Below are 26423 nucleotides of genomic sequence, written 5' to 3'. Positions count from 1 at the left end.
CGGTGTGTACGACTACTGCGTGATCGGCGGGGGCATCGTCGGGGTGGCGACCGCGCGCCGCATTCTCCAGCGTCACCCGGGGGCGAGCCTGCTGCTGGTGGAGAAGGCCGGACAGCTGGGCCTGCACCAGACCGGGCACAACAGCGGGGTCATCCACTCCGGCATCTACTACGAGCCCGGAAGTCTGAAGGCGCGGCTGTGCGTGCGCGGCGCGGAGCTGACCAAGGAATTCGCGGCGGCACACCACATTCCGTTCGAGGAATGCGGAAAACTGCTGGTGGCCACCGATGCGGCAGAGCAAGCGCGGATGCTCGCGCTCTACGAGCGGTCGGTCGCCAACGGGGTCGAGGTGGAATTGCTCGACGCCGCCGAACTGGTGCGACGGGAGCCGCGGATCACCGGGGTCGGGGCCCTGTTCGTGGCGAGCACCGGTATCATCGACTACGGCAAGGTGACCCGGGCGCTGGCCGAGGACGTGCGCGCGGCCGGGGGCGAGATCGTCCTGAACGCGGAGATCGCCGCCATCACCGAAACAGACTCAGCGGTAACAATTTCCGGTCCGCCCGGCACCTGGCAGACCCGGCGGCTGGTGGTGTGCGCGGGCCTGCAGGCCGACCGGATGGCGCGACTGGCGCGACTCGACATCGATCTGCGCATCGTGCCCTTCCGCGGCGAGTACTACCAACTGCCGCCGCACCGCAAAGATCTGGTGAACACCCTCATCTACCCGATCCCGGATCCCGAATTGCCGTTCCTGGGGGTGCATCTGAGCCCCACCATCGACGGCGCGCTGACCGTCGGGCCCAATGCCGTGCTCGGCCTGGCCCGCGAGGGGTACCGCAAGGGGAGCGTGAATCTGCGTGACGCCCGGGAGATCCTGGGCTACCGCGGTTTTCACAAGGTGGCCGCCGCCAATGTCCGCACCGGGCTGCGGGAGCTGCGCAACTCCCTGTTCAAGCGCGGCTATCTGGCCGAATGCCGCCGCTACTGCCCGGAGTTGACGGCCGCCGACCTGTTGCCACGGGAGGCCGGTATCCGCGCCCAAGCGGTGCTGCGCGACGGTAGCCTGGCTCACGACTTCCTGCTCGAGCGCACCCCGCGCTCGGTGCATGTGCTCAACGCACCGTCCCCGGCGGCCACCTCCGCGCTGCCGATCGCCGAGTACATCGTGGATCGATTGGGCGACTCCGTTCAATAAATAGGATTGCTGTAGTACTTTTGATGGCAGCCGTGGGACAGGGAGCAGCCTATGGGCCATTTCAAGTACGCGAGTGATGTCGGCGCACCGGTGGAAGTCGCGTTCACATATACGGACAACCATCAGTTCGTGCCGGACTGGGCGTTCGGCGTGGCCGCCTTCGAGCCGGTCGGGGATTCCGACCATGGTCTCGGAGCGGTGTTCGCCGCGACGCTGCGCGTCGGCCTGTGGCACCCCACGATCGAGTGTGAGATCACCGACTACCGCCGCAACGCGGTCATCGAGTACACACTGCGCCGACGCCGGAAGGGGAAGCCGGCGTCGGCGTGCTCCAACTTCTGTGTCATCACCCTGCGCTTCGACCCGCTCGGGTACGGACGCGCGGTGCTGACCTCGGAGACCGAATACTGGGCGCCGCGCGGTGTCACCGGCAAGTTGCTCTCCGCGGCGCTGGCCGCATTGGTGCAGGCCACGGTCCGGCAGACCGAATCGCAATTGCGCAGGGAGATAGAGGAATTCCACGGCACCGATCTTGTCGGCCGGATCGCGTAGGGTAGGCCGCATGATCATCGTGAGCACCGACGGATCATGCCTGCGCAATCCGGGCGGGGCGATCGGCTGGGCCTGGGTCAATCACGCGGGCGGCTCGGCCAGCGGCGGCGGGCCCTCGGGCACCAATCAGATCGCGGAACTGCGCGCGCTACTCGAGGCCGTCCGGGCCCATCCGAGCGCCGAACCCCTACTCATCGAGAGCGATTCGCTCTACGCCATCAAATGCGCCTCCGAGTGGATCCACGGCTGGCGCAACAACGGATGGAAGACCTCGACCGGCGCGGCGGTCAAGAATGTCGAACTGATCCAGCAGATCGATCGCGCCATCGCCACCCGCCCCGGTCCGGTCCGGTTCCGCTGGGTGCGCGGCCACGTCGGCAACTACTTCAACGAACAGGCCGACACCCTGGCCGGACAGGCGGCCCGCCAGGCCGCCGCCACCGGGCAGACCACCGACTCCGATGCCGGTCAGCCGGAGCCCTTCGATCCGCCCACCGCGCCGATCCCGGTCGTGGAACCCAAGACCGAGCCGCTGCCGGTGACCGCGCCCGCGGAACCGGCCGAGAAGATCGGCGCGACCGCGCATTCCGCACCGGCCACCCCGCGCCGCCGGGCCGCCGCCGCCAAAGCGCCTGTCACCGAGGCACTCACACTGTTCTGAGAACAGCCCCGAGGACCCCGATGCAGCGCGCCTACCTGCGACGATAACGCCGCGATACAACCAGAAGGGCCCACCTCCGGAAAGATCCGGGGGCGGGCCCTTTTCGCGCTGTGGCGAACTACTCAGTTGCCGGGCTTGGGAGCCGCGGACGTCGGCGCGGGCTGCGCCGGGGGAGTCGCCTGGCCCGAGGGCTGGACGCCCTGCTTGTCGCCACCCGCGCCGGGGATGGCGCTGTCATCGTTTCCATAGACCGTGCGGTACTTGGTGACCAGCCATTTGTCGCCCTTCTTCTCCAGCTCGACGTAGGAGGGCAGCGGCAGCACGACCGGCTGGGCGTGCAGATCGTTGCTGGCGGTCTGGAGCACGTCCACCAGGATGGTCGCCTTGTTCGCGTCGCCGGACTCGTAGGCGCAGCGCAGCATGCCCAGCGTCGCCTTGGCGTGCTGCTTGATCAGTAGATCCTGCAGGTCGGAGGCGACCGGATCGAAGCTCTGCGCGAACTCGCCGCCGTCGGCGATCTGCGCCTTCATCCGGGCGGCGAAGTCGGGCAGCGACTTCTCGTCGTACGCGGTGAGGGTGCGTACGAAACCGCAGGCCGCCGAGGTGGCGTTGTCGCGGTCGTCGAGCTGCTGGGCGCGGTCGTGGGACTGCCACCAGAATCCGGCCGCACCGGCGATCGCGGCCACCGCCACCACACCGAGGGCGCCGAGCGCGACCAGCGGCACCGGCACGGCGGACAGCAGGCCGGACTTGCCGCCCGCCTTCGGGTCGGCGGGCGACTCGGAGCCCGCCGCGGCCTCGGCGTCCACACTCGCCTTCGGCTCGGCGTCCTTGCTGATCACCACCGTTTCGGCGGTTTCGCTCGCCTTCGGCTCGGCGGTTTCGCTCGCCTTCGGCTCGGCGGCGGCCGGCTCGGTGACCTGTTCGGCGTTGCCCTGGCTAGCGGCCTCGGCGATCGAATCGTCTTCGGTTTTCTTGTCCTGGGCAGCGTCGTCCGACATCTATCGATCACTTTCCCGGTGCGCTGCGGACGCACCGTGTTGGTTATGGCCTCACTTGACCGGCGGCAGGGTCCGCTCGTTCGGATCCGCGCCCGCGGGCGGCAGTGCGCCGTTGTTGGGCACGTCCGGTCGCGGAGCGTTGGCCGATCCGCGGATCTGCTGGTCCTGCGGCGGGTTCTGGCAGTAGCCCGCCCACCGCGGGAAGGTGTTCTCGGTGGCCGCATCCGGCCGCACCTTCTTGGTGACGTAGTCGCAGAAGGACCGCGGCCAGATATCGAGAATCGTGTAGAACTCGCCGTCGTGCGCGGGCACACCCATGGCGGAGGTACCGATCACCAGCGACGGGAACAGTGCCCGCAGCGCCGGCGCGCGCAGCTGCGCGGCCCTGGTGATGGCCGCGAAGTTGGTGGCCAGGCTGGTCATCGGGTCCGCGGTCCGGTCCAGCACCGCGCCGAGGTCCCGCATCTGGCCGGGGGCCTGCTCCAGGATCTTCTGGAGTTCGGCATTCGCGTCGTTGAACTGGTTGAACAACACACTCGAATTACGGGTCAGCGTACCCAGGTCCGGTTGCGCGAGCGCGGTGGTGCCGGAAATGACCTGCAAATTCTTGAGCAGGTTGGTGGTCTGCGGGAGCAGATCGTCGAGACCCTTGGTGGCGATGCTGACCGCGTTGATCAGCGAACGCAGCTGGTCCGGGCCGCCGGACAACGCGGTGTCCAGCTCGGTCAGGACGACGCTGAACTTGTCCGGATCCACCTGCGCGATCAGGGCGCTGGCGTTGTCGAGCACCGACCACACCGGGGTGGGCGTCTTGACCTTGGCCGGATCGAACTGCACCAGCGAGCCGTTGTGCAGGAACGGGCCGCTCTCGGTGTTCGGGCGGAAGTCGATGTACTGCTCGCCCGCTCCGGAGAGCGCGCCCACCGCGACCACGGTGTCCGCGGGAATGGAGTACTTCTTGTCGATCTCGGCGGTGGCCGCGATGGCCGCGCCGTTGTCGATCAGCTTGATGTCGTCGACCTTGCCGACCCGGAAGCCGCGCAGGGTCACGTCATTGCCCGCCTGCAACCCGCCGGAACGGTCCAGATTGACCGTCACCGTGTAGGTTTCGCGCAGCGGGTTCACCCGCATCACGCTGATCGCCAGGTAGGACGCGCCCACCAGCAGGATCAGCACCAGCGCGGCATTGGACACCAGGTTCTTGTGTCGCGATACCCAGTTCATCGGTGTCCCCCGTTGATCCGGCCGTAGATGATCTGCAGGACCTGGATCAGGCTGCCGCCGAAATCGTTGAGGTCCTTCAGGTCCGGGAACTTGCTGTTGGCCGGGTCGGTGAGCAGGCCGATATCGAGCATGGTGAGGGTGGCGCCGACGGCCAGGGTGTCGCCCTTGAAGGAGGCGTCGGCCTTGGGCCGGATGTCGTGCAGCGCGTCCAGCGCTGGGCCGAGCGTCTGATCGGTCCGGGCCAGCGCCGACATCAGCTGGTTCAGGTTGTCGAGCAGACTGCCCAGCGAGTCCGACGTGGTGTTCGCGTAATCACCCAGGGCCGCACTGGTCGTCGAGATCTTGTTGAGCAGATCGCCGATGGCCTGGTTGTTCTCGGCGATGGCGCCGATCATGCCGGGCAGGCTGTCGGCCACCTGGCCGAGCTGCTGGTGATTGGCCTCGATGGTGTTGGCCAGCGCACTGAAGCCGGACAGCACATTGTCGACGCGCGCGCTGTTCTTGTTGAGACTGGCCATCACACTGGTCATCTGGGTCAGCACGTGGCCGAGTTGTTCCCCGCGGCCGCCGACGATGGAGTCCATCTCGGAGGTCAGCTTGGACAGGCTGGCGATGCCACCGCCGTTGAACAGCAACGAGACCGAGATCAGCAGCTCTTCGACGGTGGCGCCGGCCGAGGTGTTCTCGATCCGGCCGCCGTCCTTCAGCATCTCCGCGCCGGGCTGGGTCTTGGGTTTGGACACCGCCACGAAGACGTCGCCGAGCGGGGTGGCCTGCCGCAGTTCCGCCGTGCTGCCCTGGGGCAACTCGATGTCCTTGCGGATGGCCAGGTCGACATTGGCCTTGAAGTCCTTGGTGGTGATCTTGGTGACCACCCCGACGTCGGAACCACCGATCTTGACCTTGGCCTGGTCCGGGAGGTTCAGGGCATTGTCGAAGGCCGCGTGAATCGTGTAGGTATCGCTGCCCGGACCGGGTTTGGGCAGCGGCAGGCTCTCCACCGTGACACCGCAGCCCGACGCCACCACGGCCGTCGCGGTGACCGCGACCGCGACGATCGCGCGCCGCGCCCGGCGGCCCGTGCGCTCACCCCAGAGGGCCGACATTCGATTACTCATTTGGTCATCCCCAGCGCCGCCGCCATCAGACCGAAGTCGGGTCCGAAGTCCTCCATCTTGCCCGTCCGGCAGCCGTCCGCCTTCATCTGCACACGCTCGCAGAACAGGCTGACGATCTCACCCGAGAGCGCGGTGCCGATCAGGCCGTGCAGGCGAATGAAGTTGCCCTGCCGGTTGACCGAGCGGTCCAGGTTCTGCATGAGCAGCGGCGTCACGTCGACCACCTCGGTCACCCCGGCCGCGTTGTCGCGCAGCTGCTTGGTGACCGCGGTGAGCCCGGTGAGGGTGCCGTTGAGCTGATCGGAGTACTGCGAGAACGCGCCACTGGTGTTGGCCAGGAAGGCGTTCAGCTGATCGAGGGTGGCCTGCAGGCCGGGGGCCTGGTCGGACAGCAGCCCGGTCATCTGGGTGATCTTGTTGCTGAACCCGCGCACCGAATCGTCGTTCTCGGCGAGCATGGTGGTCAGCTCGTTCAGCTTGATGATGATGGTGGAGATGGCGTCCTTGTTGTCCAGGCCCGTCTTCAGGGCGCCGGACAGCGAGTTGAGCACATCGCGCATCTTCTCGCCGTTGCCGTTCATCATCGGGTAGAGCACCCGGCCCGACAGCGGGCCGATGCCGTCCTGTCCCTCTTGGGGTTTCAGCGCGGCGGCGAACGAGTCGATGGTCTTGATCATGGTGTCCAGCTCGACCGGGGTCTTGGTCTGCTGGGTGGTCAGGTGCGCGCCGTCGCGCAGCTTGTCACCGCCGGTGTAGCGCGGGGTGAGCTCGATGTGCCGGTCGGTCACGATGGAGGGCGAAACCAGCGCGGCCTGAACGTTCTTCGGGATGTCGACACCCTTGTCCACGGTCATGTGGACCTCGACGTACTGACCCTTGGGCACGATCTTGTCGACCCGGCCCACCTCGAGGCCGAGCACGGTGATCGGGTTGCCCTCGAACATGCCCGCGATATTGAGGAAGTCGGCGGTGAAGTGCTGGGTCTGACCCGCGGCGTCCTTCACGCCGAGCGGAACGAGCGAGCACGAGCCGACGGCGGCGGCCGCCACACCGACCATGGCCGCCTGGGCAATTCGTTTCAGCATCATGGGTGGCACCCCTCGTTCACCTGCGCGAAGCACAACCAGTTGTCCGGGAACAGCCAGGGCAGCGCGACCTCACCGTAGTTGCCGTTGCCGAAGACATTGTTGAACTGCCGCACGGCCGGCGGCATGATCGACAGCAGCCGATCCAGGTTGTCCTTGTTCTTCTGCAGACCCTCGGCCATGGTGTTGAGCTGCGTCAGCGTCGGGCCGAACCGGTTGTCGTTCTGCGCGCCGATCTGCTGCAACTGCTTGCTGAGCGTGGAGATATTGTCCAGCAGGCTCTTGAGCAGGCCCTGCCGCTCCATCACCCGGTTGGCGATGGCCTCGCCCTGGGTGATCACCAGCAGCACGCTGTTGCGGTTGTCACCGAGGATCTTGGTGACCTTGTCCAGATCCTTGAGCAGCTGGTCGACCTGGTCCTTGCGGTTGTTCATGGTCTTGGCCAGCGCGCCGATGGCGTCGAGGGCCTGCACCGTCATCTGGGGGGTGTCGCCCATCTGCTGATTGATCAGATTGAGCGAGTCCGCCAGCTTCTTGGTGTCGAGCTCCTCGAACTTCGGCGTGCCCTCCTGGACCACGTCGGCCAGGTTGTAGGGAACCACGGTGTTGGACTTGGGGATCCGGTTGCCCTTCAGGCCCTTGCCGTCACCCGGGACGAGGTCGACGTAGCGCGCGCCCAGCAGGGTCGCCATCTTGATCGAGGCCTTGGCGTCCTGGCCGAGCTTCACATCGTCGTTGACGCTCAGGGTGATCAGCACGTGGTCGCCCTCGAGCTCGGCGGCCGAGACGGTGCCGACCGGGACGCCGGAGACGTCCACCTTGTCACCGACCTTGATGCCGGCGGTCTGCACGAACTCCGCCTTGACGCTCTTGGTGCCGATGCCGACCGACTTGTAGATGGAGGAGCCCATCAGCAGCCCGACGATCACCGCGGCGCCGAGCACGCCGAGCCAGAAATTGCGGTTGGAATTGAAGCGGGACTTGAGTTTCGACATCATGGCCGGCACACCGCCGAGTGGGAGTTGCCGCCGATCTGCGAGAACAGACCGCGCGGGAAGAGGACACCGTACAGCGAGACATCCAGGCCGCACAGGTAGGCATTGGCGTAGGCGCCGTTCTGGGTGAACTTGCCGACATCGGAGAGGATGCCGGGCAGATCCACCGCGGCCTGGTCCAGCTTGGGGCCGTTGGCCAGCAGCAACGCGAGCGCGTCGTTGCTGGAGGCCTGCGCCGCCACCAGCTTGGGCTGGATCTTGCCGAACATGTCGACCAGACCCAGTGTGGCGTCGGCGATCTGGACCGTGGACGCCTGCAGCGACTGCCCCTGGGCGTACAGGCCGCCGATCAGGGCGCGGGTCTGGGTGACCAGCGTCTCCAGTTCGTCGCCGCGCTTGGCCAGGCCGGACATGACGCTGGACAGATTGGTGATCACGTCGGAGAGGATCCCGTCGCGGCGTTCGAAGTCCGAGGCCACCGCGGCGGCCTGGGTGATGAACGCGCTCAACGAGACATTGTCGCCCTGCAACGCCAGGATGAAGGTGTTGGACAGGTTGTTCACCTGCTCCGGCTGCAGCACCTGGAACAGCGGCTGGAAACCGTTGAGCAGACCCGAGACGTCGAACGACGGCTCGGTGCGCTCGATCGGGATCACGCCATTGTTCTTCAGCGCCACGTGATCACCGGTCTTGGGCTTGCCCGCGACCGGCGGGGTCAGCGCGACATACCGCTGACCGATGAGGTTCTGGTAGCGGACCAGCGCCTTGGTGTCGCCGAACAGCGTCTGATCGCGCTGCACGATGAAGGTCACCTTGGCCTGGTTCTTGCTGTCCAGCTCGATTTTGTTCACCTTGCCGACGCGCACGCCGGCCATCCGCACGTCGTCGCCCGGACGCAGTCCCAGCACATCGGTGAAGGTCGCGGAGTAGGTGTTGGTGGACCCCTGCACGGTGCGGGCCAGTGTGTTCCAGATGACCGCGGTCACCAGGACGGACACGATCGCGAAGATGCCGAAGCCGATCAGCGGTTTGCGAATGCTCATCGGCCGGCCTCGCTCTGCGTCAGGTGCACGGTCGCATCCTTCAGAATCGGGCTCAGCAGCAGGTATTCCGCCGCGGTGGGACGTCGGCCGAGCATCGCGGTGATGGCGTCGTCACCGCCGAGGGCGATGTCCTTGCCGGTCGCCGGGGCCCCCGGCTGGCTCGCCGGGGCCGCGGGAACCAGGTTCGGGAACATGCCCTGCAGCGGGGTGCCCGCGAGCGGGTCATTGCCCGGCTGCTTCGGAGCCTCACCGGTCGAGGGCGTACCCGTGACGGTCACGCCCGGGATCAGCGGGAAGCCCGGCGGCGGCGCGGTGATCGGCAGACCCGCCGCGGCGTCGATGGACCTGGGCCGCAACGAGTCCGGCAGCGTGCCCGGATCCGAGGTGAGCGGCGCGGTGTCGCAGCTGGGCGCGGCCAGCTCGCCGTAGCGCGGGCAGTCCTCGCGGGTGTACGGCTTGTACGGCGTGAACGTGATGCCCAGGTTCCAGATCATCTGGTTCTGCGTGCCCCAGTGGAACGTCGAGCCCAGCTTGCGAACCGAGTCGTTGAGGTTCGCGATGGCCTGCGGGATCGCGTCCGGGTTGTCCGACAGCGCGCCGAACAGGGCGCTGGTGCCATTGGTGACGTCCTTACCGACATTGGGGTTGCGGGCGAAGAGGCCGTTCACCTTGTCGATGGTGTTGGACGTCCCGGCCAGCAGTGCGGTCAGCTCGGCCCGGCGGTCGGAGATGGTCTGCGCGGTCTTGACCGAATCCTGCAGCACGCCCATCAGTTCCGGCGCGGACTGGTTGAGCGCGCGGAAGGAGGTGGAGAAGTCGTCGAGGAAGCCGCCCACATCCGGGACCGCCCCGCGCACCCCGGCGAGCCAGGTGTCGACACGCTCGATGGTGGAGCCGGGCATCCGGCCGCTGCCGTCGAGGGCGTAGGACAGGGTGCCCAGCACCCGGCCCAGCTGCACCGGATCCAGCTTGCCGAGGATGTTGCGGACCGTGGTGAGGGTGTCCTGCAGGGCGATGGTGCCCTTGGAGGTGTCCTCCGCGATCTGCGAGCCCTCTTTGATGTGCGCGGAATCGGCTCCGTTGTAGACCAGTTCGACCGAGGTGACGGCGAACAGGTTGGACGGCACCACGCGCGCGGTGACATTGGCCGGGATGCCCGAGGTGTACTCGGGCTTCATCTCGATGTGCACCTGCTGCAGCTCGCCCTTGGCGGCCACCGACACATCCTTGACCGCGCCCACCAGCACGCCGCGGAACTTCACGTCCGCGTTGGCCGGCAGGCCGTCACCGGTGGTGGTGAGATTCGCGGTGACGTTGACCTTTTCGACGAAGTAGCCTTTGTACCGCGCCATCAGGAAGCCCAGGATGACGGCCATGACGGTGAGGCCGCAGATACCGGCGATGAGCAGCTGCCGCATCGTCGGTCCGCGCCCGCTCGGATCGATGATCATCGTGTGCGCCCCCTATCCCGAGATCCGGATACCGGGGTTGACCCCCCAGATCGCCAAGGTCATGAACAGGTCGGCGAAGACGACCGCGATGATGCAGTACTTGATCGCGCGCCCAGCGGCCACACCCACGCCCTCCGGGCCGCCGGAGGCGAAATACCCGTAGTAGCACTGGATGAAGGTGGTGATCGCGACGAAGATGATCGCCTTCAGCAGTGAGTACAGCACATCGTGGGGGATCAGGAACTGATAGAAGTAGTGCTGGAAGGTGCCTGTCGCGGTACCGCCCACCAGGGACACGGTCAACGAGCAGGAGATGTAGGCCAGCGGTAGCGCCAGGCAGTACAGCGGCACGATGGCGATCATGGCCGCGATCATGCGGGTGCTGACCAGGTACGGAAGCGGCCGGATGGCAACCGATTCCAGCGCGTCGATCTCCTCGGAGATGCGCATGGCGCCCAGCTGCGCGGTGAACCGGCAGCCCGCCTGCGCCGCGAACGCGACCGTGGCCAGCATGGGCCCGAGCTCACGCGTGGTGGCGAACGCGGAGATGGCACCGGTCAGCGGGCTCAACCCGAGCAGGTTCAGCGAGGTGTAGCCCTGGATGGCGACGGTCATGCCGCCGAACGCCGACAGGATCAGCACCACGCCGATGGTGCCGCCACCGACCACGAGATTGCCGTTTCCCCAGGTGACGTCGGACAGCAGCCGCCACACCTCTTTGGGGTACTGCTTGAACGCCATCGGCATGGAGCCGATCGAGCGTAGGAAGAAGAAGACCTGGTGGCCGATGCGCGCCAGCCAGTCGCGCGGCCATCCGGCCGCGCCCTTGATGCGTGTGAACGGCCGCAGTAGCGGCGGTACGTAAGTAGCTGACACGGCTCAGACCATCGCTGGGGGGAAGAAGGAGTTGTACAGCTGCGTGATGATCAGATTGACGCCGAAGAGCATGACCGCCGACATGACCACGGCGGTGTTCACCGCGTTGGCGACACCGCCCGGGCCGCCCTTGGCATTGAGCCCGGAGTCGCAGGCGATGATGGCCGCGAGCAGGCCGAAGATGAGCGACTTCAGTAGGGCGGCAATCAGATCGGCCGTGACGGCGAAGGACGAGAAGGTCCCGATGTAGGAGCCCGGCGTGCCGTTCTGCGCGAAGATGTTGAAGACGTAGCCGGTCAGGAAGCCGACGAAAACCACGAAGCCGCAGAGCAGTACGGAGACCAGCATGGCCGCGCCGAGGCGGGGGGCCACCAGCCGCCGCATGGGGTCGACGCCCATCACCTTCATGGCGTCGATCTCCTCGCGGATGGTCCGCGAGCCGAGGTCGGCGCAGATGGCCGAACCGACCGCTCCGGCGATCATGAGCGAGGTGACCAGCGGCGCGCCCTGCTGAATGATGCCCAGGCCGTTGGCCGCACCGATGAACGAGGTCGCACCGACCTGTCCGGCAACCGAACCCACCTGGATCGAGACGATGACGCCGATCGGAATGGCGACCAGCAGGGTGGGGGCGGCGGCGACATTGGCCATGAAGGCGCACTGCCGGACGAACTCACCGTAGGGGAAGCGCCTGCGGAAGATGGCCACGAAGAGCTCGGTGACCGCCGCGACACCCATCACCATCATGCGGCCGCCGGTTTCCAGCGACCGTTTCGGATGGTCCCGCCAGTACCCCTTGGCCCAATCCACTGCCGTATTCATCCGTGACGCCGGCGGTGGACTCCCCGGTCCCCCCGGGATCGTGGTCGACTGCACTGACTACCCCTCTCGACGCCGGAGTTACCCGCCTCCGGCGACTGTTTGCTTGACGCACCCTACTACGGAGTTAGGAAAAACACACCACCGATTGTGGTTCCGATCATAGAGCCGGATCACATTCACGCTATGGCTGTGAACAGCCACATCAGGGTTGGTTTTCGTGCAAAAGAACCTGGCAGATATCTAGAACTTGTTCTAGTTTTCGACTATCCACCGGAAGATGCGAACACCTACCGGCAACAATTTGCAGGACTAAATTTATCGGAATTCGATAGCCATTGCGCATTGTCCCGATATACCCATCCAACTAGGTAAGTGCCGCGAAGCCCAGCAGGACACGGCTCGGCAACACAAGGCACTACAACCGCCAACCGGGCCCGAATACTGACAGGATGTGTAACCGCAGGTTGCGATTCGTGCGGTTTCCGACACCTGGAGGGACATGATCAACAAACTGGCCGGGGCGACCGGCGTGCTCGCCGTCGCTATCGGCACCGTGCTCGCCGGCGCCGGAGCCGCTCATGCCGACGGAGGCGCCGTCATCGGCGGCGGCTCCGGGATCATCATCGACGATCAATACGAATGCACCGTCACCACGATCGGTCACGACGGAGCGGGGCGCCTGGTCGGCCTCACCGCCGGTCACTGCGGCGACGCGGGCTCCAAGGTCTGGGCCGAAAAGGACCGGGCCGCAGGGCAGATCGGGCAGTTCGTGTACTCCAACCACGATCTGGACTACGCCGTCATCCAGTTCGATCCGAACCGGGTCATCCCGGTCAACCGGATCGGCGGCGTCACCATCACCGGCATGGGCGGTCCGGCGAGCTTCCCCACCATCGTCTGCAAGGAGGGCCGGACCACCGGCAACACCTGCGGCGTCGCGTGGGGCGACGTCTTCGACACCAATGTCGAGACCTGGAGCCAGATGTGCGTCGTCGAGGGCGATTCCGGCGCGCCGGTCGTCGTCGGCACCACCCTGGTCGGCATGGTCAACGCCTACCTGGCGGTGGCCTGCTTCGGCCCGGAGGTCGGCACCAATATGAGCGCGATCATGGATGACGTCAACGCACGGGGCGGTGTCGGCGCGGGCTACCGTCCCGTCTGACCCGGCCCTCGGTCATCCGAGGCGAGAAATGCGGACAGCGGCGGTGATTCGAGAATCACCGCCGCTGTCCGTCGTACCGGTCCTGGAGCGTTTCGACGCCGTTCTAGAGCGTATTCACGCAGACGACGAAGTTGCGATCGTCGTAGACGTAGCCCTGGTCACCGTCGGGGCAGTCGTCGACGCTGGTGCTGTGCTGCACGATCGACACCACCTTCACGCCCTCGGTGGCCGTCTTGCTGGTGCACGGGATGCGGTGCGCGGTGTCGCCGCCGACCTCCATGCAGTCGCCCACCACCCAGTCGATGGTCAGGCAGAGCGCGCCGGTCTCGGAACCGTTGAGGGTCTCGTAGTAGACCTGGTCGGAGTCCTTGCCGCACTGGGCATTCTTCGGGGCCTTGCCGGTCACCTTGTAGTTGGAGTCCTGGCTGCCGCACACCGCCTTGTCGATGGTGGCGTTCTCGGTGGTGCCGCCCAGCTTCACGCAGTCGCCGATCGAGGCGTGGAAGTCGGTCTTGCCACCGCGATCCGCGCGCGGAGTGGTGGTCGGCGCACCGGGCTTGCCGGGCTTGGTGGGCGTGTTCCCGGGGGTCTTGGTCGTGGTCGGGAGCACGATATCGCCGGGGGCGGCCGTCGGATGGCCGGTGACGGTGCTCCCACAGCCGGCGAGCAGCAGGGCGGCGACGGCGGAGATCGCGGGCACGACGATCCGGACGGAAAGCTGCTGACGCAACACGGGCGAGTCCTATATTTCGAAACAAACAGGTTTGAGTTGTGCGCCCATGAGTACACCACGGGCACCCAGAAGATCGAATCAAGGCTGCGAACCATTTCATCCGGGCACCCGTAGAGGAAGCCATGAGCACCGACATCCTGGAGCGGTACGTCACCTGGCGGCGCGCCCGCGACGGCGATCCCTTCCGAGTGCGCATGCCCACGCTCGGTTCGGTTCTCTTCACCGGCACCGCCGCGGGTGCGCGGGAACTGTTCCGCGCGCCCATGGATCTGCTGGAACCGCCGCTGCCCAATCCGATCGAGCCGATGGTCGGCGCGGCCTCACTCATCCTGGCCCGCGGCGAGCGGCACCGGCGCGAGCGCGCCCTGCTCGCGCCCGCCTTCCACCGCAATCGAATCAGCGCCTACGGCACCGTCATTCGCGACGCCACCCGCGCCGAATTGGATGGCGAACGCACCGGGACGCCGTGGCGGCCGGGCACCCGCGTCGATGCCCGCGCGGCGGCCCGGGCACTCACGCTGCGGGTGATCCTGGCGGCCGTGTTCGGCATCGACGAGCCCGCGCGGCGCGCCGAGTACACCGCCGCCACCACCGCCTTCCTGGAATCCTTCGGCAGCACGCTGTTCCTGGCTCCGGGCCTGCGGCGCAACATGTTCGGGCTGACCGGCTGGGAGCGGTTCGCCGCGGCGCGGGACCGGCTCGACGAACTCGTCGACGCCGAGGTGACGCGGCGGCGCGCGCACGGGGGCGGCGGCACGGATCTGCTGGCGCTGCTGCTGGATACGCGTTACGAGGACGGTGACGCCATCAGCGACACCGATCTGCGCGAGCAGTTGCGCACGCTGCTGGTGGCGGGGCACGAAACCACTGCCACCGCACTGGTGTGGGCGCTGTACCGGCTGCACCGGGAACCGGACACGCTGGCTCGGCTGCGCGACGAATTGACCGGCTCCGGAACCGATCCCGATCCGGCCGAGTTGATGAAGCTCCCCTACCTGGACGCGGTCTGCCAGGAGACGCTGCGATTGCATCCGCCGGTGCCGATCGTGTTGCGCAGGCTCGCAGGTGATTTCGCGCTGCTCGGCAAGCCGCTGGCCGCGGGGGACACCATGGGGGTGTCGATGCACCTGCTGCACACCGATCCCGCGGTGTGGCCGGAACCACGGCGTTTCCGGCCCGAACGGTTCCTCGAGCGCAAATACGGCCCGTTCGAGTACGCGCCGTTCGGGGGCGGTCACCGGCGCTGCATCGGCGCCACCCTGGCCGATTACGAGCTGCGCATCGTGCTGGCAACCATGCTGAACGGGGTGCGGATGCGGCTCACGCCGCGCTTCGTGCGCGGGGGCGCGCCGACGTCGGTGCCGCACACCATCACAGTCGGACCGCGGCGCGCCATCACGTTCGACATCGTCGAGTCGTGAAGCGCCGTCGGTGATTTCGATCACAAGTAGGTTTTGGGAAGCAATCACTCCGAAAGCGGCCGTACCGGTGTCACTTTCGGTGAATCGCCGCCGCCATCGGCGCATACACACCCGGCGAGGAACCGACCCGCGGTGTTGTGACTGAGCGAACACCTAGCAGTCGGTATGAATAACTCGCAGAAGGCGGTTGGCGCACTCGACAGATCGCTGTAGTAATGGACGCGGGGTTGGGACTACTGCGGGTGAAGTGCGCCCGCGTTCTGCGTGAAGAACAAAGATCTGAGAGGACCAAGCTGTGCGCCATACCCGGTATCGAAAGACGGGACTGATCGCCCTTGCCGCCATCGCGGCAACCGGAGCAGTGGTGGCAGCACCCGCCTCAGCGACTCCGCTATGGCCGGGCGGCCCGGACATTCCGGGCACCCCCTCCGCGGTCATGCCGCAGCCCGAGCCGGGCTCGCTGCCGACCGACCCGAACGCCAAGGCGCCGATTCCGCCCGCCAACTTCGCGGCCCCGAACATCAGCCCCGGCGACGGTGACGTGGTCGGCGTGGCCATGCCCGTCATCATCAACTTCAAGGACCCGGTCGGCGACCACGCGGCCGCCGAGAAGTCGATCCGCATCACCTCCACCAACAAGGTGAACGGCCACTTCTACTGGATGGGCGACAAGCAGGTCCGCTGGCGGCCCGAGAACTTCTGGCCCGCCGGCTCCAAGGTGACCGTCCAGGCCGGTGGCACCGACGTGGCCTACACGATCGGCGACGAGTTCATCACCACCGCCGACGACACCACCCACACGATCACCGTGACCCGCAACGGCGAGGTCGTGAAGACCATGCCCACCTCCATGGGCAAGAAGGGTCACGAGACCCCGAACGGGACCTACATCGTCAGCGAGAAGAACCGCAAGATGATCATGGACTCGTCCACCTACGGCGTGCCGACCACCGCACCCGAGGGCTACAAGCTCGAGGTCGAATACGCGACCCGCATGTCCAACAGCGGCATCTTCGTGCACGCCGCCCCGTGGAGCCTGGCGCAGCAGGGCGTCTCGAACGCCTCGCACGGCTGCCTGAACGTGTCCACCGAGGACGCCAAGTGGTTCCAGGAGAACGTGCAGAAGGGTGACCCGGTCATCGTGCAGAACACCGCGGGCGGCACGCTGAACACCGGCGACGGCTGGGGCGATTGGAACTGATCCAGCCCTGAATGCGAGGGCCGCGCTCGAATCGAGCGCGGCCCTCGCTGTTTTCTATTGGCTAACCGTTCATATTGTTTTGGCCTCGAAACATCTTGGGCGGTCGTACGATTCGGCGCATGTCCGCGCCCCTCGGTGGTGTGACCGGTGAACAGTCGGTGGCGGGAGCCGACCGACAGTTCAGCGAGCTACCATCTGGAATTAACCAATCAGTTGCCAAGGGCCGCAAGGCTGCGCGGGTGCGATCTTGGCCCGAACGAGTACTCCCGACGCCCCCCGGGCGCGGGTGGCGAAACAGACCCTGGCGGGACTACGCGCTGTTCACCGTCCTGGTCGCGCCCAACCTGATCCTGTTGGGGCTGTTCGTCTATCGGCCGCTGATCGACAACGTGCGACTGTCCTTCACCGACTGGAACATCTCCGCGACCACCCTGAACTGGGTCGGATTCGACAACTACACCGAATGGTTCGGGCGCGACGACTCCTGGCAGATCGTCGGCAATACCGTCGTGTTCACCGTCGCCGCGGTGCTGGGCAGCATGATCCTGGGCCTGGCCCTCGCGCTGCTGCTGGACCGCAAGCTGCTCGGGCGCAATGTGGTTCGATCCGCCATCTTCGCGCCGTACGTCATCTCCGGCGCGGCCATCGGCGTGGGCTTCCAGTTCATCTTCGACCCCGGCTTCGGCCTGATCCCGGACCTGCTGCAGCGGATGGGAATCCACTCACCCGACTTCGCGCAGGACCCGCACTGGGCACTGTTCATGATCACGGTCACCTATATCTGGAAGAACCTGGGCTACAGCTTCGTCATCTATCTGGCGGCGCTGCAAGGGGTTCGGGCCGACCTGATGGAGGCCGCCGAGATCGACGGCGCCGGCCGCTGGACCACCTTCACCCGGGTTTTGCTGCCGCAGCTGCGGCCCACCACCTACTTCCTGTCGATCACGGTGCTGCTCAACTCGCTGCAGGTCTTCGACCTCATCAACGTGATGACCCGCGGCGGGCCCATCGGCACCGGCACCACCACCATGATCTACCAGGTCTATCGCGAATCCTGGGTGAACCAGCGGGCGGGCTACGGCGCGGCCGTCGCCACCATCATGTTCCTCGTGCTGCTGATCGTGACATTGATCCAGGTGCGCGTCATGGACCGAGGAGACGAGAAGTGAAGCGGCTGAACCTACTGCGCGCATTCCACGATCAGGAGTTCTGGGCCAAGGTCTTCGGCTACGCCGCCATGGTGTGCGTGCTGATCATCATCGGCGTCCCGCTGTACTACATCCTCACGCGCTCGTTCATGGCGCACGCGGAGGTCTACTCCCAGCCGGTCAGCTACTGGCCGAAACAGTGGCTGGCCTCCAACTATCACGACGCCACCACCACGCTGCCGTTCTGGCAGTTCCTGCGCAACTCCATCATCGTGACCAGCATCGTGTCCGCGGTGAAGTTCGTGCTCGGCGTGCTCAGCGCCTACGGGCTGGTGTTCCTGCGCTTCCCCGGCAAGAACATCGTGTTCCTGGTGATCATCGCGGCGCTCATGGTGCCCAACCAGATCACCATCATCTCCAACTACGCGCTCATCGCGCAGCTGGGCTGGCGGAACACCTTCCAGGGCATCATCGTTCCGCTCTGCGGCGTCGCCTTCGGCACTTTCCTCATGCGCAACCACTTCCTGTCGCTGCCCTCCGAGGTCATCGAGGCGGCGCGGATGGACGGCGCGGGCTGGTGGCGGCTGCTGACCCGGGTGGTGCTGCCCATGTCCGGGCCCACCATGGTGGCGTTCGCGGTGGTCACCCTGGTGAACGAGTGGAACGAATACCTGTGGCCCTTCCTGATGGCCGACGACGCGCGGGTCGCCACCCTGCCGGTCGGCCTGACCCTGCTGCAGAACACCGAGAACCCCAGCGTCACCAACTGGGGACCCGTCATGGCCGGGGTCATCCTGACCATGCTCCCCATCCTCATCGTCTTCCTGGTGCTCCAGCGCCAGATGATCAAGGGCCTCACCTCCGGTGCGGTCAAGGGTTGAGTCCCAGAAGGAGATTCACGTGTCCGATTCACGATTTCCCGCGCTGTCGCGCCGCGGCTTCCTCGGCCTGGCCGGCGCGGCCGCGGGTGCGGTGGCCCTGACCGCGTGCGCCGGGTCCGGTGGCGGTGGCACCCAGGGCGGCGACTCGAAGACCATCACCTTCTGGTCCAACCACCCGGGCACCTCCAAGGATCAGGAAACCGAGCTGATCAACCGGTTCCAGGCCAAGTACCCGGACCTGAAGGTCAACCTGGTCGACGCGGGCAAGAACTACGAGGAGGTCGCGACCAAGTTCAATGCCGCGCTCTCCGGCGGCGAACTGCCCGACGTGGTCATCCTGTCCGACGTGTGGTGGTTCAACTACGCGCTCAACGGCACCATCGAACCGCTGGACAGCCACTTCGCCGGCGCCGGCGTGAACGTGTCCGACTACGTCGACACCTTCATCGGCGACTACAAGTTCAACGGCAAGACCTGGGCGCTGCCCTACTCGCGCTCGACGCAGATCTTCTACTACAACAAGGACGTCTGGGCGAAAGCCGGGCTGCCCGACCGCACCCCGAACAGCTGGGCCGAATTCGACGAGTGGGGCCCCAAGATCCAGGGCGTGCTCGGCGGCGACAAGTGGGCGCACGGCTGGGGCGACGCCAAGAACTACCTGGCCTGGACCTTCCAGGGACCGTGCTGGACCTTCGGCGGCGCGTACTCCGACGAGTGGAAGCTGAAGTTCAACGACCCGGCCACCATCAAAGCCGGTGAGTACCTGCGCGACTCGATCAACACCAAGAAGTACGCCAGCATCCGGCCCACCTACGCGGTGGACTTCGGCAACGGCATCATCGCCTCGGCCATCGGCTCCACCGGCGACCTCAAGAGCATCAAGAAGAACTCCGAGGGCAAGGTCGAATTCGGCACCGGATTCCTGCCGCACCCGAACGGGGCGGGCGCCACCACCGGCGGCGCCGGCCTGGCGATTCCGGCCCGGATCAGCGACGCCCGCAAGGAGAACGCGCTCAAGTTCATCGAGTTCATCACCAACGCGGCCAACACCTCCTACTTCTCGCAGGCCACCGGCTATGTGCCGGTGCGCAAGTCGGCGCAGCAGGACCCGGGCATGGCCGACTTCCTGGCCAAGAACCCCAACTTCAAGACCGCCATCGAACAGCTACCGCTGACCAAGCCGCAGAACTACGCGCGCGTGTTCGTGCCCGGCGGCGACCAGATCATCGGCACCGGGCTCGAGCAGATCGGCCTGCAGAACCGGGACGTGGCAGGCGCTTTCGGCGACATCACCAACCAGCTGCAGACCATCATCGACCGGCAGATCACGCCCAAGCTGCCCAAGTAAGAACTAAGCGAGGAGACCCGCCCGCCATGGCGACTGTGCAGTTCGAGGGTGTTTCCCTCACCTATCCGGGTGCGCCCGGCCCCGCGGTCGACGACCTGAATCTGGAGATCGCCGACGGCGAATTCCTGGTGCTGGTCGGGCCTTCGGGCTGCGGCAAGTCCACCAGTCTGCGCATGCTGGCGGGTCTCGAAGCGGTGACCGCCGGGCGGCTGCGCATCGGCGGCCTGGACGTCACCGGCCTGCCGCCGCGCTCGCGCGACGTGGCCATGGTGTTCCAGAGCTACGCGCTCTACCCGAACATGACCGTGGCCGACAATATGGGATTCGCGCTGCGTAACGCCGGAATGAGCAAGGCCGACACCCTGGTTCGGGTCAAGGAGGCCGCGGCCATGCTGGAGCTCGAGGACCTCCTGGACCGCAAACCCGCGCGGCTGTCCGGCGGCCAGCGGCAGCGCGTCGCCATGGGCCGGGCCATCGTGCGGCGGCCGCAGGTGTTCTGCATGGACGAACCGCTGTCGAATCTCGATGCGAAACTGCGGGTCTCGACCCGCTCGCAGATCGCCGCGCTGCAGAAGCGGCTCGGCACCACCACCGTGTACGTCACCCACGACCAGGTCGAGGCCATGACCATGGGGCACCGGGTGGCGGTGATGAAGGACGGGAAGCTGCAGCAGGTCGCCGCCCCGCGGGAGCTCTACGACGACCCGGTCAATACCTTCGTCGCCGGATTCATCGGATCCCCCGGCATGAACCTGCTCACCGCGCCCGTCCGCGAGGGCGCGGCCGTGCTGAACGACCTGCGAATCCCACTGCCGCACAGCGTCGACGGCGCCAATGTCATCGTCGGCATCCGGCCGGAATCGTGGGAGGTCACCACCGACGCGAGCGATGCGCTCGCGGTCGAGGTGGAGCTGCTCGAGGAGCTGGGCTCGGAATCGTTCGTCTACTCGCACGGCGTGGCAGACGAATGGTCCAGCCGCTCCGGCCGGGTGGTGGCGCGCGTCGACCGGCGCTTCCAGGTCGCGCTGGGCGACCGGCTCTACCTGACGCCCAAGCGGGACGAACTGTTCTTCTTCGACGCCCGAACCGAAGAGCGCCTGCGCTGATCCACCGCCCCCACGCCTCGAGCCCCACCCGCCAGGACGGGGCTCGAGGTCGTCAGAGGTGAGTGATCACCAGATCTTCACGCGCTCCGCGGGATCCAGGTAGAGAGCATCGCCGGGAGTGACCTCGAAGGCTTCGTGGAAACTGTCGAGGTTGCGGACGACGCCATTGCAACGGAACTCCGGCGGGGAGTGCGGATCGACCGCGAGGCGGCGAATCGCCTCCTCCGAGCGAGCCTTGGTGCGCCACACCTGCGCCCAGCCGAAGAACACGCGCTGCAACCCGGTCAGCTGGTCGAGGACGGGGGATTCCTGACCCTCGGTGGCGATCTTGTACGCCTCCAGCGCGATCGACAGACCACCCAGATCGCCGATGTTCTCACCGATGGTGAACTCGCCGTTGACCGTATGGTCGTCGGACAGGTCCTTCGGCGAGAAGGTGCTGTACTGGGCGATCAGCGCCTTGGTGCGCTTGCCGAATTCGGTGCGGTCCGACTCCGTCCACCAGTCGATCATGTTGCCGTCGCCGTCGTACTTCGAACCCTGATCGTCGAAGCCGTGACCGATCTCGTGGCCGATGACCGCGCCGATACCGCCGTAGTTGGCGGCGTCGTCGGCGTTCATGTCGAAGAACGGAGGCTGCAGGATCGCGGCCGGGAAGACGATCTCGTTCATGCCCGGGTTGTAGTAGGCGTTCACCGTCTGCGGGGTCATGAACCACTCGCCGCGATCCACCGGGCCGCCCAGCTTGTTCAGATCCCGGTCGTGCTCGGCGGCGTACCCGCTGCGGTAGTTGCCCACCACGTCGGCGGGATCCACGGTGACGGCGGCGTAGTCGCGCCACTCGTCCGGGTAGCCGATCTTGGGGGTGAACTTCTCCAGCTTGGCCAGCGCGGCCTGCCGGGTGTCCGGGCCCATCCACTCCAGCTGGGAGATATTGCGGCGGTAGGCCTCCTGCAGGTTCTCCACCAGCTCGACCATGCGGGCCTTGGCAGCGGGCGGGAAATGCCGGGCCACATAGAGCTTGCCGACCGCCTCGCCGAGCAGGTCCTGCACCAGGGAGACGCCGCGCTTCCAGCGCTCCCGGTTCTCCTGCGCGCCGGTCAGGGTGCGGCCGTAGAAGTCGAAGCTCTCCTCGACCAGGGCCTCGGTCAGGTACGGGGCACGGGCCTTCACCACGCGCCAGGCGGCCCAGCCCTTCCAGTCCTCCAGCGACTCCGACGCCCAGGTCTGGGCGAAGGTGCGCACGTAATCGGGCTGGCGCACCACCAGTTCCGCGAACAGCTCGGCACCCGAGCGGTCCAGGCCGGCGGCCAGCGCGGAAGTCCAGGCGGTCCAGTCGAATTCCGGGTTCTCCGCGGTCAGGTCAGCGAAAGTCACCAGGTTGTAGCTCAATTCGGCGTCGCGGCGGCGCACCACGTCCCAATGGCCCGCGGCCAGCTTGGCTTCCAGGTCGAAGACCCGCTGCGCGTCGTAATCCAGGCCCGCCAGCTCGAACATACGGCACATGTGCGCGACGTACTTCGCACGGATCTCCGCGTATTCGTCCTTGTGGTAGTACGACTCGTCGGGCAGGCCGATGCCGGACTGAGTGGCGTGCACCAGGTAGCGGGTGGAGTTCTTGTCGTCGGTGTCGACGTAGAACGCCAGCGCGCCGCCGACGCCGGTGCGCTGCAGGCGGCCGATGAGGGCGGCGAACTCCGCGCGGTCGGCGACCGCGGCGACGGCGGCCAATTCCTCGGCGATCGGGGTCAGGCCCGCGGCCTCGATGACCTCGGCGGCCATGAAGCTGTTGTACAGATCGCCGATCTTGCGCTCCTCGGAGCCGGGCGCGGCGTCGGCGGCCGAGGCGTCCTGGATGATCTTCTGCACATCCAGTTCGGCCTGGTCGTAGAGCGTACGGAAGGCACCGTCGACCGCGCGGTCGGCCGGTATTTCGTAGGTGTCCAGCCATTTGCCGTTGACGTGCGCGAACAGGTCGTCCTGCACCCGCACGTCCGCGTCACGGAAGGACAGGTCGATACCGGAGGGAGGCGTCAGCTGCGAAGTCACGGTGTCCAGTATGCCGATTACGAGGGCATCCGGCCGGGGTGTGTGAACTTCGCACCCATTGCGTTCACGATTGGTGAACGCACCGATTCAGGCGCCGACCGGCACCCGGTCGAATTCCCCGTCCCGTACCCCGGCGACGAAGGCTCGCCATTCGCCAGGGGTATAGATCAGGGTGATCGGTCCGTGCCGGAGGGAGGTGTGGCCGTCCGCACCGATCTCCGCGATGAGCGCGGAGCGGTGGATATGGCGGCCCAGCACGGCGGCCAGGAATGTCATCCATTCGGCCGCGGTGACGGTGATGATGGGCTCGTCGTCAGGGCGATGTTCCGGATTGCGCCGGTACTTGCTGTCGCGGATGAGCACCGCATCACCGTCGAATCGAACCTCCACGCACTGATTTCCGTTATTGGTACGAGTCGACGTGAACCAGCCGCTGGATTCCGGCTGATACTTCGCGGTGGTAAGCATGGGCAGCATTTTACCGTTACGCATGCGTCTCCTACCCTTGCGAATAGCGTTTGATGAGCTCCAAAGATTCTGCGCGACCGAGTGATTGGTCGAGTGCGCGCACAAATGCGAACCGCAGATCGCGAATCTGATCCGGATCCTCCACGGCCCCACCGAAAACCGCGCTCTCCACCCAGGTGAAGGTGGGCAGACTTTCGGAAGCGAAATCCAGCAGATGGAAACTCGAGCCGCCCAGCATCGCGCCGCGTGTCGCGGTGAACGGAATCACCCGCACCGAAATGGAATCCAGTTCGTCCAGCAGTATTGCCAGATGTTCGAGTTGGCCGCGCAATACTTTCGGGCCGCCGATCTGCTGCAACAGGGTGGCCTCGCCGATCACCGCGGTGAGCTCCACCCGGTCGTCGCCGCGCAGCCGTTCCTGCCGCTTCATCCGCACCGCCACGAGCTGTTCCACCTGCACCGGGCGGATCATGACGTCGGCACTGATCAGCGCCCGCGCATATTCCTCGGTCTGCAGCAGGCCCGGCACCACCAGGCTGTCGTAGCTGAGGATGCTCTCCGCGCCCAGCTCCATGCCGTAATACCGTTGCAGCTCAGGCCCGATCAGCGCCGAGGACTTGGCCCACCAGCCGCGCTCCTTGCTGAGCAGCAGCAGCTCCAGCAGTTCGTCGCGCTCCTCGCCCTCCACCTCGAGCAGCTCCAGCACCGGGCCGATGGTGGTCGTGGTGAGGACGCGGCGGCCCTTCTCCACATGCGACCAGTTGGCCGGGGTGAAGCCGACGTGCTTGGCGAACGTCGCCGAATCGAAGCCGCACTGCTCGCGTAATTCGCGCAGTCGTAGGACCAGCTCCCACCGGGCGACGGTAGGCGAGACGGGTGCCACGGCCACCGATGCTACGCCGCGAAACTCGCTGGCGTGTGACTATTGTCATAGTGATTACGCGGGCTTACTGTCGGTAGCAGGAGGTTCGCCATGAGCGCGCTGGACCCGTCGTCGTACACCGCCACCCAGGAAGCGCTGGCCCGGTGCAGACGCTACCGCAAGGAACACGGGCTGTACGGCGTGGTGGATTCGACGCTGGGCCGAATCATGTTGGAGGTCGGGGCCGTCGGCGCCGTGACCATGCCTGCTGAGCTGGGCCGCAGGGTCCGCGACCAGCTCACCGCGCGACAGCGCCGCGGTCCGATCATCGCCCATCCGCGCTCCGGCCGCTGGACCTTCCTCACCGGGCCCAGCGACGATTCGTATCTCGACATGGCGCTGTTCTCGGACCTGTTCCGCGATTGCGCGTCCGTAGCGCAGCCCGGCAGCACCATCGTGCTGCCCTCACCCACCGACGAGCACAACGCCTACCGCACCTGGATTCACCCGCCCGAACGGGACTTTCGCCCGGAACTGTCCGAAGTGCTGGCCGCCGTACGCGAATGCCACCCGGGGGCAGCGGGATCCAGCACCAGCGGCGTCAGCGCGTCGGAACCGGTGTGAGGGTCACGCTGAACTTGTCCTCCAGCCGCTGATTGAACTCGCGCTGGCATTGATCGACCTTGGCCTGATCGCCGTTCGCGTCGCGGACACAGTCCAGGAAGTCGGTGGTGCCGGTGTCCTTGAACACCGTCCACACCAGCACGCCGATCACCGCGCCGCCGATCAGGCTGATCACTCCCATGATCACGCCCGCCAGCGCCATCCCGAAGCCACCGGCCGTCCCGCGCCGGGCCTTCATCACCGCGATCAGGCCCAGCACGATGGCGACCACGCCGCAGATCAGGCCGACAATGGTGAACAAGACGGTCCAGAACGTCAGCAGGCCGATGACGCCGAATACCAGGGCGGTGATCGCCATGCCCTTGCGCTGCGGCGACTCCTGCCAGTACTGCCCACCGCCCGGCGGCGGATAGTTGCCCGGCGGCGGGTACGCACCCGGCGGGTAGTTCCCCGGCTGCCCCTGCGGCGGGTACTGACCGTGCTGGTCCGGTGGCGGGTACTGGTTCATGGGCAGATGCTATTGCCCGCCGAGCCGGGCATGCATTTCCCACACCAGGAGCTCCGACGGCAGGTTGGCCGTGACCCGCTGGCCGCCGCTGCGGGCCAGCCGGACCGCGTCACCCTCGTACAGGGTCCCCGCGCCCTCCATCTCCACCTCGCCGCGTGCGACGAAAACGTGCAGGTAGGGGGCCTCGGGTAGGCGGACCTCGGTGCCCTCGCCGGGCATCCGGGCCACGTGCATGGCGGAATGACTGCTGGCGATGGCGATGGCCGTGCGGTCGCGGTACCGGGGCAGGCCCGAGGCCACGGTGACCAGGTCGCCGCTCGCGAGTTCGGCGTCGATCTCCAGCTGCTGGTAGCCGGGGGTCAGCCCGGAGTCGTCGGGCACCACCCACATCTGCACGAAATGCACCGGCTCCTGGTGTTCGGGCGCATTGCTGAGCCGCCAGGAGTCGTTCTTCTCCGAGTGCAGGATGCCGGTGCCGGCGCTCATCCGCTGGGCCAGGCCCGGGTAGATGACGCCGTTGTGGCCCAGGGAATCCTGATGCACCAGGCTGCCGCTCAGCACCCAGGTGACGATCTCCATGTCCCGGTGCGGATGGGTCTCGAACCCCTCGCCGGGCAGGACGATGTCCTCGTTGTTGACCAGCAGCAGGCCGTGATGGGTGTTGTCGGGATCGTAGTGTTCTCCGAAGGAGAAAGAATGCTTCGAATCCAGCCACGCCACACGGGTTTTCATGCGGTCGCCGCCACGATGGATATCGATGTGTGGTGTCGTGAGGGTGGACACCGCCGTACTCCTCTCACCGGCGAGCACCGATCGGATTCCAGGGTAGGGGCCGATACAGCGGCCCAACTTGAATTCCGGGTTAAATTCTAGCGTGCGGGCAGCG

At 66.5% G+C, this 26423-nt stretch carries 26 protein-coding genes; 11 read left to right on the top strand and 15 right to left on the bottom strand.

Translation table 11 applies throughout. The features are described from left to right. Positions 1 to 4 precede the first annotated feature (4 nt). Genes lhgO through ACFYTS_RS16185 form a run of 3 tightly spaced genes read left to right on the top strand, consistent with a single transcriptional unit; the run spans position 5 to position 2411 of the window. Positions 5 to 1198, top strand: coding sequence for an L-2-hydroxyglutarate oxidase (gene lhgO / locus ACFYTS_RS16195; RefSeq protein ID WP_387304856.1), 1194 nt, complete (start codon positions 5 to 7; stop codon positions 1196 to 1198). A 51-nt stretch (positions 1199 to 1249) separates the two neighbouring features. Then, the gene (locus tag ACFYTS_RS16190; protein ID WP_357274813.1) at positions 1250 to 1750 is read left to right on the top strand and encodes an SRPBCC family protein; all 501 of its coding nucleotides are present in this window, start codon (positions 1250 to 1252) and stop codon (positions 1748 to 1750) included. A gap of 10 nt (positions 1751 to 1760) precedes the next feature. Next, positions 1761 to 2411 carry a ribonuclease H gene (locus ACFYTS_RS16185; RefSeq protein WP_357274815.1) on the top strand — a complete coding sequence of 217 codons (651 nt, stop codon included), beginning with the start codon at positions 1761 to 1763 and terminating at the stop codon, positions 2409 to 2411. A gap of 122 nt (positions 2412 to 2533) precedes the next feature. On the opposite strand, the gene ACFYTS_RS16180 is transcribed toward ACFYTS_RS16185, so the two are convergent. The 9 genes from ACFYTS_RS16180 to ACFYTS_RS16140 are packed head-to-tail and all read right to left on the bottom strand — an operon-like array spanning position 2534 to position 12026. Beyond that, complete coding sequence (locus ACFYTS_RS16180) at positions 2534 to 3412, bottom strand: hypothetical protein (RefSeq protein ID WP_357274817.1); 879 nt, start codon at positions 3410 to 3412, stop codon at positions 2534 to 2536. A gap of 51 nt (positions 3413 to 3463) precedes the next feature. Then, complete coding sequence (locus tag ACFYTS_RS16175) at positions 3464 to 4636, bottom strand: MlaD family protein (protein ID WP_357274819.1); 1173 nt, start codon at positions 4634 to 4636, stop codon at positions 3464 to 3466. Next, positions 4633 to 5754 carry an MCE family protein gene (locus tag ACFYTS_RS16170; protein WP_357274821.1) on the bottom strand — a complete coding sequence of 374 codons (1122 nt, stop codon included), beginning with the start codon at positions 5752 to 5754 and terminating at the stop codon, positions 4633 to 4635. Before ACFYTS_RS16170 ends, ACFYTS_RS16175 begins: the two co-directional genes overlap by 4 nt. Continuing rightward, a complete protein-coding gene (locus tag ACFYTS_RS16165) occupies positions 5751 to 6842 on the bottom strand; it encodes an MCE family protein (RefSeq protein WP_387304852.1) in 1092 nt (363 codons plus the stop codon). The genes ACFYTS_RS16170 and ACFYTS_RS16165 overlap by 4 nt, the downstream gene beginning before the upstream one ends. Continuing rightward, a complete protein-coding gene (locus ACFYTS_RS16160; RefSeq protein ID WP_387305155.1) occupies positions 6839 to 7834 on the bottom strand; it encodes an MCE family protein in 996 nt (331 codons plus the stop codon). Before ACFYTS_RS16160 ends, ACFYTS_RS16165 begins: the two co-directional genes overlap by 4 nt. Further along, on the bottom strand, positions 7834 to 8877 hold the full coding sequence (locus tag ACFYTS_RS16155) for an MCE family protein (protein ID WP_357274826.1): 1044 nt from the start codon (positions 8875 to 8877) through the stop codon (positions 7834 to 7836). The genes ACFYTS_RS16160 and ACFYTS_RS16155 overlap by 1 nt, the downstream gene beginning before the upstream one ends. Continuing rightward, entirely contained in the window at positions 8874 to 10328 is a 1455-nt protein-coding gene (locus tag ACFYTS_RS16150) for an MCE family protein (protein WP_387304850.1), read from the bottom strand. The genes ACFYTS_RS16155 and ACFYTS_RS16150 overlap by 4 nt, the downstream gene beginning before the upstream one ends. A gap of 12 nt (positions 10329 to 10340) precedes the next feature. Further along, complete coding sequence (locus ACFYTS_RS16145; RefSeq protein ID WP_357274830.1) at positions 10341 to 11204, bottom strand: ABC transporter permease; 864 nt, start codon at positions 11202 to 11204, stop codon at positions 10341 to 10343. Between the two features lie 3 nt (positions 11205 to 11207). Beyond that, positions 11208 to 12026, bottom strand: a complete 819-nt coding sequence (locus ACFYTS_RS16140; protein WP_357088587.1) for an ABC transporter permease — start codon at positions 12024 to 12026, stop codon at positions 11208 to 11210. A 499-nt stretch (positions 12027 to 12525) separates the two neighbouring features. Here ACFYTS_RS16140 and ACFYTS_RS16135 point away from each other — a divergent pair, with 499 nt between their 5' ends. Next, entirely contained in the window at positions 12526 to 13188 is a 663-nt protein-coding gene (locus ACFYTS_RS16135; protein WP_357274832.1) for a serine protease, read from the top strand. Positions 13189 to 13291: 103 nt separating this feature from the next. Here ACFYTS_RS16135 and ACFYTS_RS16130 read toward each other — a convergent pair whose 3' ends face one another. Beyond that, a complete protein-coding gene (locus tag ACFYTS_RS16130) occupies positions 13292 to 13921 on the bottom strand; it encodes a hypothetical protein (protein WP_357088584.1) in 630 nt (209 codons plus the stop codon). Positions 13922 to 14043: 122 nt separating this feature from the next. Between ACFYTS_RS16130 and ACFYTS_RS16125 the strand changes: the two genes are divergently transcribed. The 6 genes from ACFYTS_RS16125 (at position 14044) to ACFYTS_RS16100 (ending at position 21026) form a co-directional block, all read left to right on the top strand. Continuing rightward, positions 14044 to 15342 carry a cytochrome P450 gene (locus ACFYTS_RS16125; protein WP_387304845.1) on the top strand — a complete coding sequence of 433 codons (1299 nt, stop codon included), beginning with the start codon at positions 14044 to 14046 and terminating at the stop codon, positions 15340 to 15342. A gap of 295 nt (positions 15343 to 15637) precedes the next feature. Further along, entirely contained in the window at positions 15638 to 16543 is a 906-nt protein-coding gene (locus ACFYTS_RS16120) for an Ig-like domain-containing protein (protein WP_387304842.1), read from the top strand. Positions 16544 to 16782: 239 nt separating this feature from the next. Continuing rightward, complete coding sequence (locus ACFYTS_RS16115) at positions 16783 to 17712, top strand: sugar ABC transporter permease (protein ID WP_357274836.1); 930 nt, start codon at positions 16783 to 16785, stop codon at positions 17710 to 17712. A gap of 68 nt (positions 17713 to 17780) precedes the next feature. Further along, a complete protein-coding gene (locus ACFYTS_RS16110) occupies positions 17781 to 18572 on the top strand; it encodes a carbohydrate ABC transporter permease (RefSeq protein WP_357088804.1) in 792 nt (263 codons plus the stop codon). A 19-nt stretch (positions 18573 to 18591) separates the two neighbouring features. Beyond that, positions 18592 to 19920: an ABC transporter substrate-binding protein gene (locus tag ACFYTS_RS16105; protein WP_357274838.1), complete on the top strand. Its 1329-nt coding sequence runs from the start codon at positions 18592 to 18594 to the stop codon at positions 19918 to 19920. Positions 19921 to 19946: 26 nt separating this feature from the next. Next, positions 19947 to 21026, top strand: coding sequence for a sn-glycerol-3-phosphate ABC transporter ATP-binding protein UgpC (locus tag ACFYTS_RS16100; RefSeq protein ID WP_357274841.1), 1080 nt, complete (start codon positions 19947 to 19949; stop codon positions 21024 to 21026). Between the two features lie 66 nt (positions 21027 to 21092). Here ACFYTS_RS16100 and ACFYTS_RS16095 read toward each other — a convergent pair whose 3' ends face one another. The 3 genes from ACFYTS_RS16095 to ACFYTS_RS16085 all read right to left on the bottom strand — a co-directional run bounded on the left by ACFYTS_RS16095 (position 21093) and on the right by ACFYTS_RS16085 (position 24426). Continuing rightward, positions 21093 to 23075, bottom strand: a complete 1983-nt coding sequence (locus tag ACFYTS_RS16095) for a M13 family metallopeptidase (RefSeq protein ID WP_387304839.1) — start codon at positions 23073 to 23075, stop codon at positions 21093 to 21095. Between the two features lie 87 nt (positions 23076 to 23162). Beyond that, positions 23163 to 23543, bottom strand: coding sequence for a DUF397 domain-containing protein (locus ACFYTS_RS16090; RefSeq protein WP_387304837.1), 381 nt, complete (start codon positions 23541 to 23543; stop codon positions 23163 to 23165). 31 nt (positions 23544 to 23574) lie between these two features. Next, positions 23575 to 24426 (bottom strand): Scr1 family TA system antitoxin-like transcriptional regulator, encoded by an 852-nt coding sequence (locus tag ACFYTS_RS16085; protein WP_357274847.1) that lies wholly within the window; start codon positions 24424 to 24426, stop codon positions 23575 to 23577. A 90-nt stretch (positions 24427 to 24516) separates the two neighbouring features. On the opposite strand from ACFYTS_RS16085, the gene ACFYTS_RS16080 reads away from it, so the two are divergent. Continuing rightward, positions 24517 to 25029 carry a hypothetical protein gene (locus ACFYTS_RS16080; RefSeq protein WP_387304835.1) on the top strand — a complete coding sequence of 171 codons (513 nt, stop codon included), beginning with the start codon at positions 24517 to 24519 and terminating at the stop codon, positions 25027 to 25029. Here ACFYTS_RS16080 and ACFYTS_RS16075 read toward each other — a convergent pair. Both ACFYTS_RS16075 and ACFYTS_RS16070 read right to left on the bottom strand, forming a co-directional pair. Continuing rightward, the gene (locus ACFYTS_RS16075) at positions 25007 to 25537 is read right to left on the bottom strand and encodes a DUF4190 domain-containing protein (RefSeq protein ID WP_357274852.1); all 531 of its coding nucleotides are present in this window, start codon (positions 25535 to 25537) and stop codon (positions 25007 to 25009) included. The genes ACFYTS_RS16080 and ACFYTS_RS16075 overlap by 23 nt on opposite strands. A gap of 9 nt (positions 25538 to 25546) precedes the next feature. Continuing rightward, positions 25547 to 26320, bottom strand: coding sequence for a pirin family protein (locus ACFYTS_RS16070; protein ID WP_357274854.1), 774 nt, complete (start codon positions 26318 to 26320; stop codon positions 25547 to 25549). Between the last annotated feature and the right edge of the window lie 103 nt (positions 26321 to 26423).

Origin of the sequence: Nocardia sp. NPDC004151 (genome assembly GCF_042874235.1) — a bacterium.
In the GTDB taxonomy this organism is placed as follows: domain Bacteria; phylum Actinomycetota; class Actinomycetes; order Mycobacteriales; family Mycobacteriaceae; genus Nocardia.
Note: the sequence above shows the minus strand (reverse complement) of the source record. Positions and strands in the feature narration are given on the sequence as shown.